11 protein-coding genes are annotated in these 14,700 nt (G+C 44.1%); 7 read left to right on the top strand and 4 right to left on the bottom strand.

Going from position 1 to position 14,700, the window contains the following annotated elements; genetic code table 11:
* Positions 1-207 precede the first annotated feature (207 nt).
* The 4 genes from FKX85_RS01040 to FKX85_RS01025 all read left to right on the top strand — a co-directional run bounded on the left by FKX85_RS01040 (position 208) and on the right by FKX85_RS01025 (position 4,403).
* Complete coding sequence (locus FKX85_RS01040; protein WP_141612985.1) at positions 208-1,461, top strand: sulfite oxidase; 1,254 nt, start codon at positions 208-210, stop codon at positions 1,459-1,461.
* Position 1,462: 1 nt separating this feature from the next.
* Positions 1,463-1,927: a hypothetical protein gene (locus tag FKX85_RS01035; protein WP_141612984.1), complete on the top strand. Its 465-nt coding sequence runs from the start codon at positions 1,463-1,465 to the stop codon at positions 1,925-1,927.
* A 349-nt stretch (positions 1,928-2,276) separates the two neighbouring features.
* Entirely contained in the window at positions 2,277-3,221 is a 945-nt protein-coding gene (locus tag FKX85_RS01030) for a fasciclin domain-containing protein (RefSeq protein WP_141612983.1), read from the top strand.
* Between the two features lie 162 nt (positions 3,222-3,383).
* Complete coding sequence (locus FKX85_RS01025; RefSeq protein WP_141612982.1) at positions 3,384-4,403, top strand: DUF922 domain-containing protein; 1,020 nt, start codon at positions 3,384-3,386, stop codon at positions 4,401-4,403.
* A 14-nt stretch (positions 4,404-4,417) separates the two neighbouring features.
* Here FKX85_RS01025 and FKX85_RS01020 read toward each other — a convergent pair whose 3' ends face one another.
* Positions 4,418-5,122, bottom strand: coding sequence for a hypothetical protein (locus FKX85_RS01020; protein ID WP_210416890.1), 705 nt, complete (start codon positions 5,120-5,122; stop codon positions 4,418-4,420).
* A 1,160-nt stretch (positions 5,123-6,282) separates the two neighbouring features.
* Here FKX85_RS01020 and agaR point away from each other — a divergent pair.
* On the top strand, positions 6,283-7,044 hold the full coding sequence (gene agaR, locus FKX85_RS01015) for a transcriptional repressor AgaR (RefSeq protein WP_141612981.1): 762 nt from the start codon (positions 6,283-6,285) through the stop codon (positions 7,042-7,044).
* Positions 7,045-7,093: 49 nt separating this feature from the next.
* Here the strand turns inward: agaR and FKX85_RS01010 are convergent, their stop codons facing one another.
* The 3 genes from FKX85_RS01010 to FKX85_RS01000 form a co-directional block, all read right to left on the bottom strand.
* Positions 7,094-7,894, bottom strand: a complete 801-nt coding sequence (locus FKX85_RS01010) for an endonuclease/exonuclease/phosphatase family protein (protein WP_141612980.1) — start codon at positions 7,892-7,894, stop codon at positions 7,094-7,096.
* Positions 7,895-7,905: 11 nt separating this feature from the next.
* The gene (locus FKX85_RS01005; RefSeq protein WP_141612979.1) at positions 7,906-9,837 is read right to left on the bottom strand and encodes a beta-N-acetylhexosaminidase; all 1,932 of its coding nucleotides are present in this window, start codon (positions 9,835-9,837) and stop codon (positions 7,906-7,908) included.
* Between the two features lie 154 nt (positions 9,838-9,991).
* Positions 9,992-10,870: a LysR family transcriptional regulator gene (locus FKX85_RS01000; RefSeq protein WP_141612978.1), complete on the bottom strand. Its 879-nt coding sequence runs from the start codon at positions 10,868-10,870 to the stop codon at positions 9,992-9,994.
* 123 nt (positions 10,871-10,993) lie between these two features.
* On the opposite strand from FKX85_RS01000, the gene hutH reads away from it, so the two are divergent.
* Positions 10,994-12,532, top strand: coding sequence for a histidine ammonia-lyase (gene hutH / locus FKX85_RS00995; protein WP_317130660.1), 1,539 nt, complete (start codon positions 10,994-10,996; stop codon positions 12,530-12,532).
* Between the two features lie 841 nt (positions 12,533-13,373).
* Entirely contained in the window at positions 13,374-14,555 is a 1,182-nt protein-coding gene (locus FKX85_RS00990; RefSeq protein WP_141612977.1) for an IS4 family transposase, read from the top strand.
* Positions 14,556-14,700 lie beyond the last annotated feature (145 nt).

Below are 14,700 nucleotides of genomic sequence, written 5' to 3'. Positions count from 1 at the left end.
TACAGTTTGTGGAAAAACTTAAAGATATTGACGGATGGCAAGTGGTTTACTGTTATTTTGGAAAGGGGGAGCGATAAAGATATGGAGGATCAATATAATTTCCTTCGGAAGAATTTGAAACTTTCTTATTTTTGAATGACCACGAAGGTGGAAAGGTTATAAGGCAAGAACCAATACCGTTTGTTTCAGCATAAACTAGCAATACCAATGGCCAAGGAAGATAAGCATACTCCTTCTGTGAGTAGCAGAAGGAAGTTTTTAAGGAATAGCACACTAGCGACTGTTGCTGCGGCAGTGGGGGCCAAGGTGGTTTTTGCATCATCCATGCCGGAGGGGTACGTGCCGGTAGTATTACAGGATGATGATCCATATACGCTTTTCAAGAAGGACAAAGAGCTTATCGTCCTTAATAATAAGCCTTGGAACATTGAATCACAACCACACCTGTTGGATGATAAGGTAACACCCGCCGATAAAATGTTCATAAGAAATAATGGGCTCATTCCAGAATCCATCGACGAAGGGAGTTGGGAACTCATATTTGATGGAGAAGCGGTGTCCTCCCCAAAAACCTATTCACTGGCAGAGCTAAAGCGTAGATTTCATCATTATACTTATCAGCTTACACTTGAGTGTGGAGGGAACGGCCGCAGTGAATTTTATCCGCCTGCCAGCGGCAACCAGTGGAAAACGGGAGCTGTTTCCTGTGCTTTCTGGACAGGCGTGAGGCTCAAGGATGTACTGGAAGATGTCGGGATTGGGGATAATGCAGTATATATTGGTTACCATTCTGCCGATACTCACCTGAGCGGTGATCCTGATAAAGAGCCGATCTCTCGAGGCGTTCCAATTGCCAAAGCACTACAAGAGGAAACGTTGTTGGCTTTTGAGATGAATGGTGAAGCTATCCCTATCGCGCATGGGTACCCGCTAAGGTTGGTGGCAGGAGGTTTTCCCGCATCGGCTTCTGGAAAGTGGCTGAATAGGATCTCGGTTAGGGATAAAGTACACGACGGGACCAAAATGGCAGCTCCCTCTTACCGTGTTCCTTGCAAGCCCGTTTCTCCGGGTGAGGAGGTACCCGACGAGGAGATGTGTATCATTGAATCCATGCCTGTAAAGTCCTTGATTACCTATCCTAAAAGTGGGGCCATGATAGATTTGGGAGATTCACTGGAAATAAGGGGACATGCTTGGGCAGGGGAGTTGGAGGTGAATGAGCTGCATGTTTCTATTGATTTTGGCGCGACGTGGCAGGCCTGCAAACTAGCCCCGCCAGTAAACCGATTGGCTTGGCAGCACTTCAGTGCACAGGTGGAATTCCCGCAAAAGGGATACTATGAGGTATGGGCGAGGGCCACCGATAGCAATGGGGTAAGTCAGCCCATGGTGGTTCCAGGTTGGAATCCGAAAGGGTATTTAAACAATGCATGTCACAGAATTGCCGTAAAAGTAGGTTAGGATGGATCAGGATATTATCAAGTCATTAAAGGGGCTTTTTACGATAGTGGTGGTTTTGGGCATAGTCGTAATGGTACTGTTGGGAGGGGTGCTACTGCTGCAGCAGCACCCTGATGTGTTGGTTAGTCCCAAGGAAGAGGATACCACAATCCCTCCACCGCTGGTGTCAGAAAATTTGGTCAAAGATGGTGTCCATGTGGCCACTGGTCTGGTGGCTGCTGAGGGATATGAAATGGTTATTGCCAATTGCACCAATTGTCATGCAGCCAATTTGATCACCCAAAACCGTGGAGACAAGGAACATTGGGAAAAGTTAATTGATTGGATGCAGGAAACCCAGGGGCTGTGGGATCTTGGGAAAAATGAGCAAGTCATTGTGGCATATCTTGCAGAGCATTATGCGCCTGTTCAGCGTGGCAGAAGAGCTAATCTTAGCGAGATCGAGTGGTACGAGTTGGTAGAATGATCAATTTTTTATTACTGTCGTCCGACTAAATTTCACATACGCCGAAAAAGTAGGTTTAAACGAAAAGAGAAAAGATATTTTCGATTTCCTAAAACTACCCCGTCCTCTGAAGGGTTGATCAGAAAGTCCCCTTTAGGGGATTTAGGGGTGGGTTTTAACGGATTTCCTTGCGAAAGCAAAATCTTCACCCGGATGCCAATGATTTTTTATCGCATCTTATGCTATGTTTAACGTGTGTAAATGGTGTTTTTCACTAATTTGTTTAATTTTTTATCATAAATATTAAACAAAAATACCTGCGAATGGTTAATCAGTTATAACAAAACATTAACTTAAATTCAACTGAACCATGAAAACCACAAAGACAAAGTTTCCCATCCTTTTGCTGCTTTTTTCAGCATGGATGTTTCTGATCGCATGTAACGATGATGATGATCCTGTGCCTATGGAGGAAGACGATATCGTGGATATCGTTACGTCTAGCAATGACTTTACAGTGCTGGAATCTGCAGTGGTGGAAGCAGATTTAGTCACCACACTGAAAGGAGATGGTCCATTTACCGTTTTTGCTCCTACCGATGCCGCTTTTACGGCGTTTTTGGATGATACTGGTATGGCTGCTGATGACTTATTGGGGAGTCCTGATTTGGCTGATATTTTGACCTATCATGTGCTTGCTGGCGAAGTAATGGCATCCGGTGTCGGTGCTGGGGAACTAGAAACAGTGAACGGAGCTAGTTTTTATGTGAGTGAGGATGTGGACGGGAATTTCTGGATCAATGGCTCGGCCATGGTGGTGGATACCGATATAGAGGCATCAAATGGCATTATCCATACATTGGATTACGTAATTATGCCACCTTCTCAGTCCATTGCTGAAATAGCTGTGGGAATGACTACTGCAGCTACTCCTGAATTTACACAGTTGGTAGGAGCCTTGCAGCGTGCCAGTCTGGTAGATGCGGTGAGTGGCGATGAAGGTGATCTTACGGTTTTTGCGCCGACAGATGCAGCCTTTCAGGCGCTCTATGATACCAATCCAAACTGGAATGATTACAATGATATTCCAATGGAAACCCTGACGGCAGTGCTTACTGCGCATGTGGTGCCGGCCAGGGCTTTTTCCCAGGATCTAAGAACGGGAACTTCACTTACACCGTTAAACACAGACGCATCACTAGCGATTGATCTTGGTGCGGGAACTGTGGGAGGTGCTGCGCTCAATACTGATATGCTAAATATCCATGCGACCAATGGTGTGGTTCATGTAATAGATGAGGTGATTTTGCCTTAATAGAGTACAATTCTATAAAGGAAGGGAACTGCCGTGGAGCTACGGCAGTTTTTTTATTATCTTTCACGAAAGGACCAGTTGTAATAAGGTATAATGAGGGTAACTAAAATATTTGCAAATGGCATTATGTCATTGCTTTTGCTTTGTGTTATAAATAAAGCAATGGCTCAGGATACGCCCATATACTTGGTCCTAAAGTCCAGCAAGCAGTCCATTCGGCCAGCCGAGTTTTTTATTAGTGGAGTTCAGGATATCAGGGTTGCCCAGTCAAGTATCGGTGAAATCTTTACTTCTTCCCAATCCCTGAGGAAGGAATCACTGGAAATTAAAGACGGGGTAGTGAAAAGTACGGAGGGCTTCATCGAAGGAATGCTTTACACTGATCGGTCAAAAAGACCTGTGGTGGTGCAAGTGCAAGAAATGAATGTAGCGGAGAAAAGCGCCACAGATGGTAAGATAAAAGGGCAAATAGGTTTATCCTTACGTTTTTTGTTGGATGGGGATAGTTTGGTTCATTTGCTCGATTATGATGGTGGAGCGCGCTATACCAGGTCCTTGGGGAGGTATGCGGTCATTGGAAGTGCCATGGAGCAGTCCCTGGGGAATGCGTTAAATTACTTCAATGAATGGATCAACCAGCAAGCACCGCGGAATATTAAACTGGCCCAAGGCCTCGATTTGGAGATTGTGGATTATCCGGCAGCCGAAAAAGGTGACACTGTTTTTTACCATCCGGATAGAAAACTGGATTGGGATGATTTTAAGGCCAGGCCGCATACGGGAAGTTCTTACGCTGCATCGATTTTTACCAGCTTTGCCTGGGAAGGCGATCCAAAGGTGGAAGATGGCAGGGTGAAACTTGAGTTGGTCGTGAAGGTTTTTATGCTTAAATCATCCTCATGGGCAAGGAGTTCCAGAAAGGATGCTTATGGAATCAATCATGAGCAACGCCATTTTGATATTACCAAAATCGTAGTGGAACGCTTTAAGGAAAAGGTACGGCAGTTGGAGCTTGGTCCTGAGGATTATGATGGCCGTATCGGCTACTTGTATATAGAGACATATCGGGAGATGAACAAAATGCAGGAAGCCTATGATGATGAAACTGATCACGGAAGAAATAAAGATGCCCAGCGAAAGTGGAATGAATACATCGATCAGGAACTGGCCAAATACCGATAATTTTAGAGAGCCAATTAGTTGCCGAAGAAGTTTTTAGAAGGTTTGATTTGATCTGGAGCCCAGATTTTAATATTGTCAAACTTACCGATATCATCAAAAGTCCCAAAGCCAATATGGCCAATATTGAAATGATTGTCAGTGGTTTCCATAATTGGAGTGGTCATATCGTCGAAGTACACCTTGATACTGTGGTCTTCCAGGTTCCTAATGACTTTTACTTTATGCCACTGTTCTGTGCTTCCCCAGTTTATGCCACCGTTTATTTTTTTACCAATGGCCACTCTGGGGGCATCGTTGACCAAGAAAATATTATGGGCATGAGGATCAGGTTTGGAGGCAATATGGGTGTAATAAAAGTTTGCTGGATCTTTCATGCCAAAGAAAATACAAAGGTCCCGATGGCCATACTCTTTTCCCGTTTGCTGCAAATCGGCTTCAAGGATAAAGCTGCCCACGCTTACAGACTTTATCATGGCAATGTTAAAGGGAGACCTGAACGGTGGGCTGTAGTCGCTCTGTTGGGAAATGGCTAAAGCGTATCCTGCTTTTTCAACGGTGAGGTCCCATGCCCGCTGATCGGTCATTTCGAACTCATCAATAGCTTCCTTTTCTGTAAAGTCCTGCTCATAGATCAGGGAATAACTGTTTGGAATGTCTTGCCCCAGGAGACTAAAGGAAATCCCGAAACAGAGCATAAGTAGGGTAGGGAGAGGTTTCATGTTGGTTAAGTTTTGAGCATTGCTGATAAATAAAGATAACTACAGACGGGGACAGATGCATGCAATTATGGGGATTTTTTGGTCAAACTTCATTGTCTACCGCATACCAGGGAGTCCCTTGTATGTCCCGAGCCCCTTGATGGTTTCAATATTAGCCTCAGTTCGATTTAAAAATCGTCACTGCGAAACGTGAAAAGGGGATTTGAGGGAAGGAGCTGTGGCAGTCTCATTAATTACGGGAATGCGGTGCCTTTTTACGGCGCACTATTGGGTCTGCTTGGCACCGGAAAAGCCTGTTCCGGCACCTTCGGGGATGTTTTATAATACTAATGGACCAAGCAATATTTTTGGGGGATGAGAGATTTCCAGGTGGCTATGGTAAGGATATTTCTCTTTAATTTAGCAATAGGAATGCGTGCCCCAGTATAAAGAAATCAGCCCAAATCTTATTAATCTGTGCCATCTGCATGCTATCGGAACCAGCCTTAATCCCCCCAATTTTTTCACTTGATCCATACTAATTAATAGAAAATCAGGTTATTAATAGCCTCAACTTTTTGCTAGAGTCCTGTCCTTATGATCATAAAAAAAACCGATCATCTGTGTGTGGAGTACAGTGATCGGCCTTTTTAGAAAAATAACCCTAACAAACCAGATAATCTATATCTGGCCACTAATTTCGCGAATTAATATTGAAATACAAACAAAACGAAAATAAATTTTGTTTTGATTTCTTGTATTTATAAAGTGGTATTGTCAAAAGGTACTATAAAGGACTTTGATCTAGCATGGGAATTATGGGAAGTGCATGTGGAAAAGTGCGGGATTAGTTGCTTGAAAACAAGGTGTTTGGGAAGGTTAAGGGGCTTTGTGAGTAATAAATAAAATCAATAAATTGGAAACAATCGAAAACTTTGCTTTCGTTAAAGTTGTCTTTTAATTAAGTTTTCAGGTAAATAAAAAACGAAAATATAATTTTGTGTTTAGGCGTTCGTTCTAAAGTAAAAAGTTATAATCGTAAATTATGTCTTGTTATTTTGATAGCGATCAAAAGGTTATGAATTAAAGAGGTGTTTGATAAATGAAACTTATTGAGTATTTTTCGAAAGACTTTTTAAGAGAACTGTATTATTTAATAAAACATAGATAGATAAATAGATATGAAAAAGACGGCACAGCGAAGATCCAGGATCTTGGAGGTTTTGGATGAGCATGGGCAGGTTAATGTCAGTGAACTGAGTAAAGCCTTGGGCGTAAGTGAGGTGACGATCCGAAATGACCTTGCAAATTTAGAAAGAAATAAACTGTTGGTAAGGGCTCACGGAGGAGCCTTCAAGACCAATAATATGGCTCTTCCGGTAACTGAAAAGAAAAAGATTAACCTGGATCTCAAGCGTAAGATTGGTAAGAAAGCGGTGTCGATGATTGAGGAGAATGATTCCATTATATTGGATTCAGGGACGACCACTTTTGAGATTTCCAATAACCTCGCCAAGTTTGAACGATTGACCGTGATAAGCAATGCATTGGATATTGTCAATAATTTGGCAAGTTATGATAACCTGGATGTAATGATGCCAGGAGGTTTCCTGAAGGAGTTTTCCATGTCATTGGTAGGGCCTATGGCAGAGCGAAACCTGAAGCAGCTGCACTGTAATAAAATGTTCTTGGGAGTCGATGGGATTAAGGCTGATGTGGGCGTGTTTACTCACTACATGGAGGAAGCGTACCTTAACCAGATCATGATTGATATCGCAGAGGAGGTGATCGTGGTGTCAGATTCGACCAAGTTCAAAAAAATAGGTTTGGCTTTTATTGCAGGCTTTAATAAAGTGCATAAAGTAATAACAGACGATCGGATCGAAACAGAGCATGTGAAAATGCTCGAGAGAAATAATGTGGAAGTGATTATCGCTGGCTAAAAAATAAGGGCCTTTCACCAGAATTGGGAAAGGCCCGTTTTATTTGATCCTATTCCTTTAAGATGACTTTAGTGACTACAGGCATATGATCACTAAAGTCCACTGGGATCACCTTTACTTCCTTGATCTCCCAATTGACATTTTTGGAAAGCCATACATAGTCAATCCGTGATGTGGGATTGTCAAATGGGATGGTAGCTTGCGGGTTTCCAAAAGCAGCGGCTGCATCAGTGAAATCTTTTTCCATAATAGGATATGGATTGTCGGTTGGTTTGAAATTAAGGTCGCCTGCTACCACCACGGCTCCATTTGTTTTTCGGAGGTGTTCCACGATTGCCTTGGTTTGCGCCATTCTGTTAGCGTCAAACTGATGGCAGAGGTGGGTGGCACCAAAAGTAATTTGATCCCCATTTTCCAATGTAAGAGTAGCTAGCGCCATTGCTCTTCCTTCTCCTCCCTCGGGAATGGGGAGGTCGATTTTTCGCATTTGTGCAGGATGCTTACTGAGCAGCCCTTCTCCGTACCCTCCGTTGCTAAAGTCAATCGCTTTGGCAAAAAATCCATGCATCCCCGTACGCTTTGCCAGTTCTTTCACTAAGTCTATAGGGGTGTTATCATAAATTGCTGCGGTTCGCTGGGTCATGCTGTCCACTTCTTGCAGGGCGACAAAGTCTGGGTCGATGTCTTTGATCAGCTGAGCGATTTCTTCCAGGTTTTTACTGCCCTTTTCGTAAGGTTTTTCCCCGTGATAGATGTTATAGCTCATCAGGGTGAGAGAGGTTTGCTGTGCATGTGTCCAGAATGGAATCGCAGCAAGGCTGAGCAATAATGCTAAAGATAGTTTTTTCATCAGATTGGCCTTTATTGAATGGTGGATGAGAATTCGTTGCTTTGTCTGCCTTCGGGTGTGATGACGATATAGCGCAGTGTCAGGCTTTCCTGTTCAGGTCCGGTGATGGGGGCGAAGAAACTACCAGTGTAAAGGTTTCCTGTTTGGTCTGCCTTGTGGCCATCCACGGTATAGTAGACGTTGCTGCCTTTTACCAAGGGCCGAATAGCAATCATGTGCCGGCCTGAGCGCTCATCGGTGGATATAGTGACCTCGGCTTCGGGCACCCGGTAGAATACTTGGAGCTGTTCTAGTTCAGCGAGCCTTTTGGGGAGGCGATTGGCGGTGAATTCCTGGTAGTCCTTTCGCTGGCTACCCATCCAGGCTACCTCGGCCAAGGCCAGGGCACGAGGGAAAAGGTGGTATTCCAGTTTGTTGTTGGTGGCAATATATTCTGTCCAAAGATTGGCTTGTACCCCTAAGATATGGGTCTGCTGATCAGCGGTCAACGCCTCAGGACGTGGAGTGTAATGGTAGACCTTTTCGAGTGGGAGGAATCCGCCGATGGCCACGGGTTCGGTGGTTTTATCTTCTGCCTGATAATGGTCAAAGTACATGTGGCTATTGGGAGTCATGATGACGTCATGGTTCATCTTGGCAGCTGCTATTCCGCCTTTTTCACCTCTCCAGCTCATGACAGTTGCGTTGGGAGCCAATCCGCCTTCCAGGATTTCGTCCCATCCTATGAGCTTTCTGTTGTTTTCATTGAGGAATTTTTCGATTCTGGTAATGAAATAACTCTGTAGCTCGTGTTCATCTTCCAGGTTCTCCTTTTTAATAAGGTCTTGGGAGATGCTTGAGGTTTTCCAGTGGTCTTTTGGGGCTTCGTCACCACCGATGTGTATGTATTCGCTGGGGAAAATGTCCATCACTTCCATGAGTATGTCCTCCAGGAATTGGAAGGTTTCTTCTTTCACGCCATAGATATTGGGATGGACTCCCCAATATCCTGGGACGGCAGTGTTGAGGTCATTGTCGTAGGGTTCGCCTTTCTCGTTCATGGCCATGACAGATCCGGTCAGCGGTTTTCCGTCTTTTGGCTCGTATCCGTCCGTTTTAAAACTACCAAATTCCGGGTAAGCAGCAAGGGCAGCAGAGCTGTGTCCGGGGAGCTCGATTTCAGGAATGACGGTGATCATTCTGTCCGCAGCATACTTGACGATTTCCCTCGCTTCTTCTTGGGTGTAGAATCCACCATGTTTTACACCATCATAAATAAAAGGGTCGTAGTCCCAATATTGCCCGATGATGGTGGAGTCTCGCCAAGCTCCTATTTCTGTGAGCTTGGGATATTTTTTGATTTCCAGTCTCCAGCCTTGGTCCTCTGTTAGGTGCCAATGCATTTTATTGAATTTGAAATAAGCCATCAGGTCGATCATCTTTTTTATTTCTGCTACTTCAAAAAAATGACGACCAACATCCAGCATGATGCCTCTATAACCAAACTCTGGTTTGTCCTTAATGGAAACCGCGGGAAGGGTGAGTGTTCCGTTGGTTTGGGAGATGAGCTGGAGACTGGTCTGAAGCCCATAAAATATGCCTTTTTCAGAACCTGAGATAGAGATGTGTGTTTTGTCAACGTCCAGTTGGTAGCTTTCATTGGTGTCATGCTCGTCGGTCGTTACAGATAATTCGATGGAAGGTCTGTCTTGTTCAAGGGCCGATATAGGGAGTCTGATGCCGTAAAGTTTGTCCAGGAAATTATTGAAAATATCAGCTGATTTTCTTGACTGGTCACTTTCTGCAAATATGTAAGTCTCCTCGTTTAGGGAGAAATCCCCTTCTTTTAGGGTCATTTCAGCTGGTTTTGGGATGACTGAAAGGTGTTTTTCGGTTTCTTGGGCTTGGAGTGAGCCGATAAGGAATAGTGCCAAAATGGCGAATGTTGTTTTTCTTTTGATCATTTGAGGGGGATTTAAAATGGGCGCTATAATGGTTTTTTTTCTTTCGTTATGTATTTTATGAAATAGAAAAGAAATATAACGAAAATTTAAATGGACTGAAATAGGAATGTGAAAAAATGAAGGTTAATTATATAGCTGGTGCTGTTAGCGGGAGTCAGTCAATGCAGGGGATGTAGTTAAGGAGTTTTTGGAGACTGGGGTTGGGGTTTTCCTTGTTCCAGAGTGCGGTGATTTCAGCCTTTTGGGGGATATCGGGTAAATGAATGAATTTTACGGCTGCATTGGAGACGTGCTCAAAGGAGACCGGAAGAAAGGTGATGCCCAGTCCATGGTCCACGAGGTTAAGTACGGTATGTCCATGGACGGTCTCGTGAGCAATGTGAGGAGAAAATCCCCCGTCTTCACATATGCTCAGCTGTAGTCTGTAGTATAATTCCCCGTCCGCCTGAGTGGGAAGAATAAACTCTTCTGATTTTAGTTGGGAGATTTTTTGGAAATTTTCAGGGCCGATCGGGTGGTTTGCAGGGAGGACAAGAGAAAAAGGTTCCCTGAATACCAACTGACTTCCATATTGGGGCTGAGGATAGGGGTTTCTTAGAAAGGCAATGTCCAATTCTCCATTTTTAATGGCTTCTAATTGGGTACGGCTGGTCATTTCGTTTAGATAGGTTTGGATGTGGGGGTGGGATTGGTGCATTTCGGTAAGCACATCAGGTAAAAACGTATGGATGCAGGATCCCACGTAGCCGATCCTGATTTCACCCTTTTCGCCTTCTTGCACTAGCTTGGCATGGCTTTTTATCAATTCCAGTTGATCTAGGATGCCTTTAGTTTCTTTCTTAAAGTATTGGCCTGCAGCAGTAAGCCGGACATTCCTTTTATCTCTTTTAAACAGGGCTGTTCCCAGCTCCTCCTCTAGTAATTTGATTTGTTTCGAAAGGGCCGGTTGGACGATAAACAGTCGTTCGGCTGCTTTTCGAAAATGCAATTCCTCTGCCAATACCGAAAAATATCTTAGCTGTCTCAATTCCATTTTTGATCACTTTTAGTTATTAAATAGTGAATATAATACTATTTTTTATTATTAGTTATAATCTTGACCTTTGCTGTTGTCAGTGTATAAACCCATTTATTTCTACAGATTTTAAATCGACCTATGATGATAGATGTTGCAGTAAAGCGAGGAGAGTATAAAGTTGGCGAAATGCCCGTTACTTTAGAGAGGATTCACCGTGTAGTGTCCAGTGGTGAGCTTTTGGTGATATCGCCTGCGGCCATGGAAAGGATCCGGCGATGCAGGGGATACCTGGATGATAAGATTTCTCAGGATGAGACGGCCCTGTTTTACGGGATCAATACCGGATTTGGCTATTTGCAGCAAGTAAGGATTGATCGAAAGGAGATTCAGCAGCTTCAGTATAATCTACTACAGTCGCATGCGTGCGGGGTGGGAGAGAAGGTGCCTAAGGAGCTGGTGCGGCTGATGTTACTGACCAAGATTGAGTCTCTTTCTCGGGGTCATTCAGGTGTGCAGCTGGAAACAGTCCAGCGTTTAGTGGATTTTTACAACCATGATGTACTTCCAGTGGTCTATAACCAAGGGTCGTTGGGGGCTTCTGGGGATTTGTCTCCGCTTTCCCACTTGAGTTTGCCGTTGATTGGAATGGGCGAGGTTTATTTTGAAGGTAAAATTTTGCCCAGTGCTCAAGTGTTGGAGGAATTTGGCTGGCAGCCCGTTACGTTACGGTCAAAAGAAGGGCTTTCGCTTATCAACGGTACCCAATTCATGCTAAGCTATGGAGTGCATATTACCCAGCGGGCAGGAGCGTTGTTCAGGTGGGCTGATTTGATTGCTTCGATTTCGGTAGATGGTTTTAATGGGAATTTGCAGCCTTTTAACGCGCTGATTCACCAAGTGAGGGCTCATGAGGGGCAGTTAAGTACAGCTGCAGCCATGCGTCACTATCTTGAAGGAAGTGAAATTGCTTTATCAAAAGAAAAGCAGGTACAGGATCCTTATTCTTTCCGGTGCATTCCCCAAGTGCACGGGGCTTCCAAAGACACGTTGGCTTTTGTGGAAAAGACGTTTGAGCGTGAAGCCGATTCTGTGACCGATAATCCTAATATCTTCCCTGACGAAGATGAGATTTTGTCCGGCGGCAATTTTCATGGTCAGCCATTGGCACTGGGATTTGATTATCTTGCCATTGCGATGGCGGAAATTGGTAATATTTCCGAACGTAGGACTTATCAACTGCTTTCCGGTCAGCGCGGCCTTCCATTGTTTTTGGTGGATGATCCAGGCCTACATTCTGGATTGATGATCCCGCAATATACCGCGGCTTCAGTAGTGAGTGAAAACAAGCAGCTTTGTACGCCCGCCTCGGTGGATTCGATTGTTTCCTCAAATGGACAGGAAGATCATGTCAGTATGGGTGCCAATGGAGCCACCAAGTGCTTGCGTGTTTTGGATAACTTGGAAAAGATCCTGGCCATAGAGTTGTTGACAGCTGCACAAGCATTGGAATTTAGACGCCCTGCGAAGAGTTCTGCTATTGTGGAGGGCTTAGTTGGGTGTTATCGGGAGCAGGTGAGTTTTAATGCCCAGGACAGGGTGTTGTCAGTGGATATCGATAAGACGATACAGTTTTTGAGGGAAAGAAAAGTCGAGGAGTTTGAAAATTTATTTTCCTAAATATGTGTATTCGTAATGTTGCACGTAACCCAATATGGTAAGGGGCATGTTATTTTCTGTTCTTTTATTCAGGTGTGAAATTGCTTCAAAATCAGTTCTTTCCTGATATTTGCCAGCCTGTCCCGAAGGATTTCGGGACAGGCTACTACGGTTCCTGATGATCCGAGTGATATTGGATCAAGCAATATTTCTGGGGGCGGGAGAAGGTTTATATTCATTTGGTAGGTCGCCACGAAGTCGCCAAGACACGAAGTTTTTTGTAGGCGGATTCCAAATTTCATGGAAAACAAACAGCTTTGGGTCTTAGAATCTTTGTGGCAAAAAAACAAAAAAGAAATCCTATTAAAATAAAGGGATTCATGCCCTCAACTTTTTCGCTTGCCTCCTTTTTCGCACATTTTGAGGACCAAGCAATATTTCTGGAAGATGAGAGATTTCCAGGTGGTTTTGGTAAGCATATTTCTCTTTAATGTAGCAATAGGAATGTGTAGATTATAAAATCAGTATAAATCCGTCATTGCGAGGAAGTATAGCCTGTCCCGACCTATCGGGAACGTGGCAATCCCGTATTAAGAAAACGAGATTGCTTCACTCCGTTGCTCTGCATTCGCAATGACGGTATTTTAAATCGCGTTTATTATAAAAAATCAGCGTAAATCTTATTAATCTGCATCATCTGCGTGCTATCGAAACCAACCCTATTCCCCTCCAAAAAACTTTTCCGCTTGATCCGTGATATTTACCCACTGTAAATCAATAGCGTCCTAAATAAAAAATGAGAGGTTCTATTTTTTGCCCAAAAAAGTTATTTTGGGTTTGCACCAAAAAACACGAACCTCTCATGTGTAATATTACATTGTTTTCACAGATTATTAAAAAGATAGACCGATCAATTTTCAAGAAATTGGTCAAGGAAAAGCAAACCGATAAGGGCTGCAAGGGATTTGACAGCTGGACGCATCTTGTCTCGATGTTGTTCTGCCATTTTGCCAAGAGCACCTCGGTAAGGGACATTTCCAACGGACTCCGGTCTGCTACCGGGAACCTTAACCATCTTGGTATTGCCAAAGCCCCCTCCAAATCAAGTATCAGCTATCAGAACAAACGAAGGGATTCGGACCTGTTCAGGGACCTTTACTATTCCCTACTGGGAAGTTTAGGACAGCAGGCAGCTGTCAAGAGGTCCAAACTCAGGATCAAGGTCCCCGTTTACCTGCTCGATGCCACGGTGATCAGCCTTTGTCTTTCGGTGTTTGACTGGGCTACTTTCCGTACCAAAAAGGGAGCTGTAAAGATGCACACCCTGCTGGAATATGACGGGAAACTCCCTGTTTACGTGAACATTACCGAGGGGAGTGTCGGGGATAATAAAGGAGCTTACGACATTCCCTTGGAAAAGGGCTCGGTGATCGTCGCCGACCGGTATTACAATGACTTGCCCATGCTCAACGTCTGGGACAGCAAAGGGGTGTTCTTCGTGATCAGGCACAAGGGAAACCTTGCCTTCAGCACCGTCGAAGAACGGGAGCTGCCCGAAACAACCGCCCAACATGTGCTCAAAGACGAAGAAATCGAACTGACCAACCCACAATCCAAAACCAAGTATAAGGGAAGGCTCAGAAGAGTGGCCGTGTGGGATGAGGAAAACCGGCAGACCATTGAACTGATCACCAACAACTTTGCCTGGGCGGCCCAGACCATTGGGGACCTCTACAAATCAAGATGGGAGATTGAGGTGTTTTTTCGGGACATCAAGCAGCTATTGCATATCAAAACCTTTATCGGAACCTCTAAAAATGCAGTAATGATCCAGATATGGACGGCTTTGATCACCATCCTGCTGATCAAAGTCATGAAGGCAACAGCTAAATTCGGCTGGCACCTGTCCAATCTGGTGGCCTTTATCCGGCTCAATATATTCGTGAAAATCGAACTGCAAAAATGGCTTGATAGCCCATTTACGGAACCCGAAAAACCACCCCTGAAAATAGTACAGGGGGATCTGTTTGCTCAAACTCCTTAATATGTCCCCAATTTGCTTTCAAATACAGACTAAAGGGTAAATCAAAAATTATTTAGGACAGCATTGACTGTAAATCATATATAACAGAAAAAAGACTGCTTTACAAAGCAGTCTTTTTATTTATATTTGGGAAATATCCTATTTA

This window comes from Echinicola soli (genome assembly GCF_006575665.1).
Taxonomy (GTDB): Bacteria; Bacteroidota; Bacteroidia; order Cytophagales; family Cyclobacteriaceae; genus Echinicola; species Echinicola soli.
The sequence above is the reverse complement of the archived record's forward strand: the minus strand, read 5'-3'. Positions and strand labels throughout refer to the sequence as shown.

Bases quoted from the DNA above. Each gene is read 5' to 3' on its own strand.
- FKX85_RS01040 (WP_141612985.1), top strand. From the start codon at position 208: ATGGCCAAGGAAGATAAGCATACTCCTTCTGTGAGTAGCAGAAGGAAG.
- FKX85_RS01035 (WP_141612984.1), top strand. From the start codon at position 1,463: ATGGATCAGGATATTATCAAGTCATTAAAGGGGCTTTTTACGATAGTG.
- FKX85_RS01030 (WP_141612983.1), top strand. From the start codon at position 2,277: ATGAAAACCACAAAGACAAAGTTTCCCATCCTTTTGCTGCTTTTTTCA.
- FKX85_RS01025 (WP_141612982.1), top strand. From the start codon at position 3,384: ATGGCTCAGGATACGCCCATATACTTGGTCCTAAAGTCCAGCAAGCAG.
- FKX85_RS01020 (WP_210416890.1), bottom strand. From the start codon at position 5,122: ATGAAACCTCTCCCTACCCTACTTATGCTCTGTTTCGGGATTTCCTTT.
- agaR (WP_141612981.1), top strand. From the start codon at position 6,283: ATGAAAAAGACGGCACAGCGAAGATCCAGGATCTTGGAGGTTTTGGAT.
- FKX85_RS01010 (WP_141612980.1), bottom strand. From the start codon at position 7,894: ATGAAAAAACTATCTTTAGCATTATTGCTCAGCCTTGCTGCGATTCCA.
- FKX85_RS01005 (WP_141612979.1), bottom strand. From the start codon at position 9,837: ATGATCAAAAGAAAAACAACATTCGCCATTTTGGCACTATTCCTTATC.
- FKX85_RS01000 (WP_141612978.1), bottom strand. From the start codon at position 10,870: ATGGAATTGAGACAGCTAAGATATTTTTCGGTATTGGCAGAGGAATTG.
- hutH (WP_317130660.1), top strand. From the start codon at position 10,994: ATGATGATAGATGTTGCAGTAAAGCGAGGAGAGTATAAAGTTGGCGAA.
- FKX85_RS00990 (WP_141612977.1), top strand. From the start codon at position 13,374: ATGTGTAATATTACATTGTTTTCACAGATTATTAAAAAGATAGACCGA.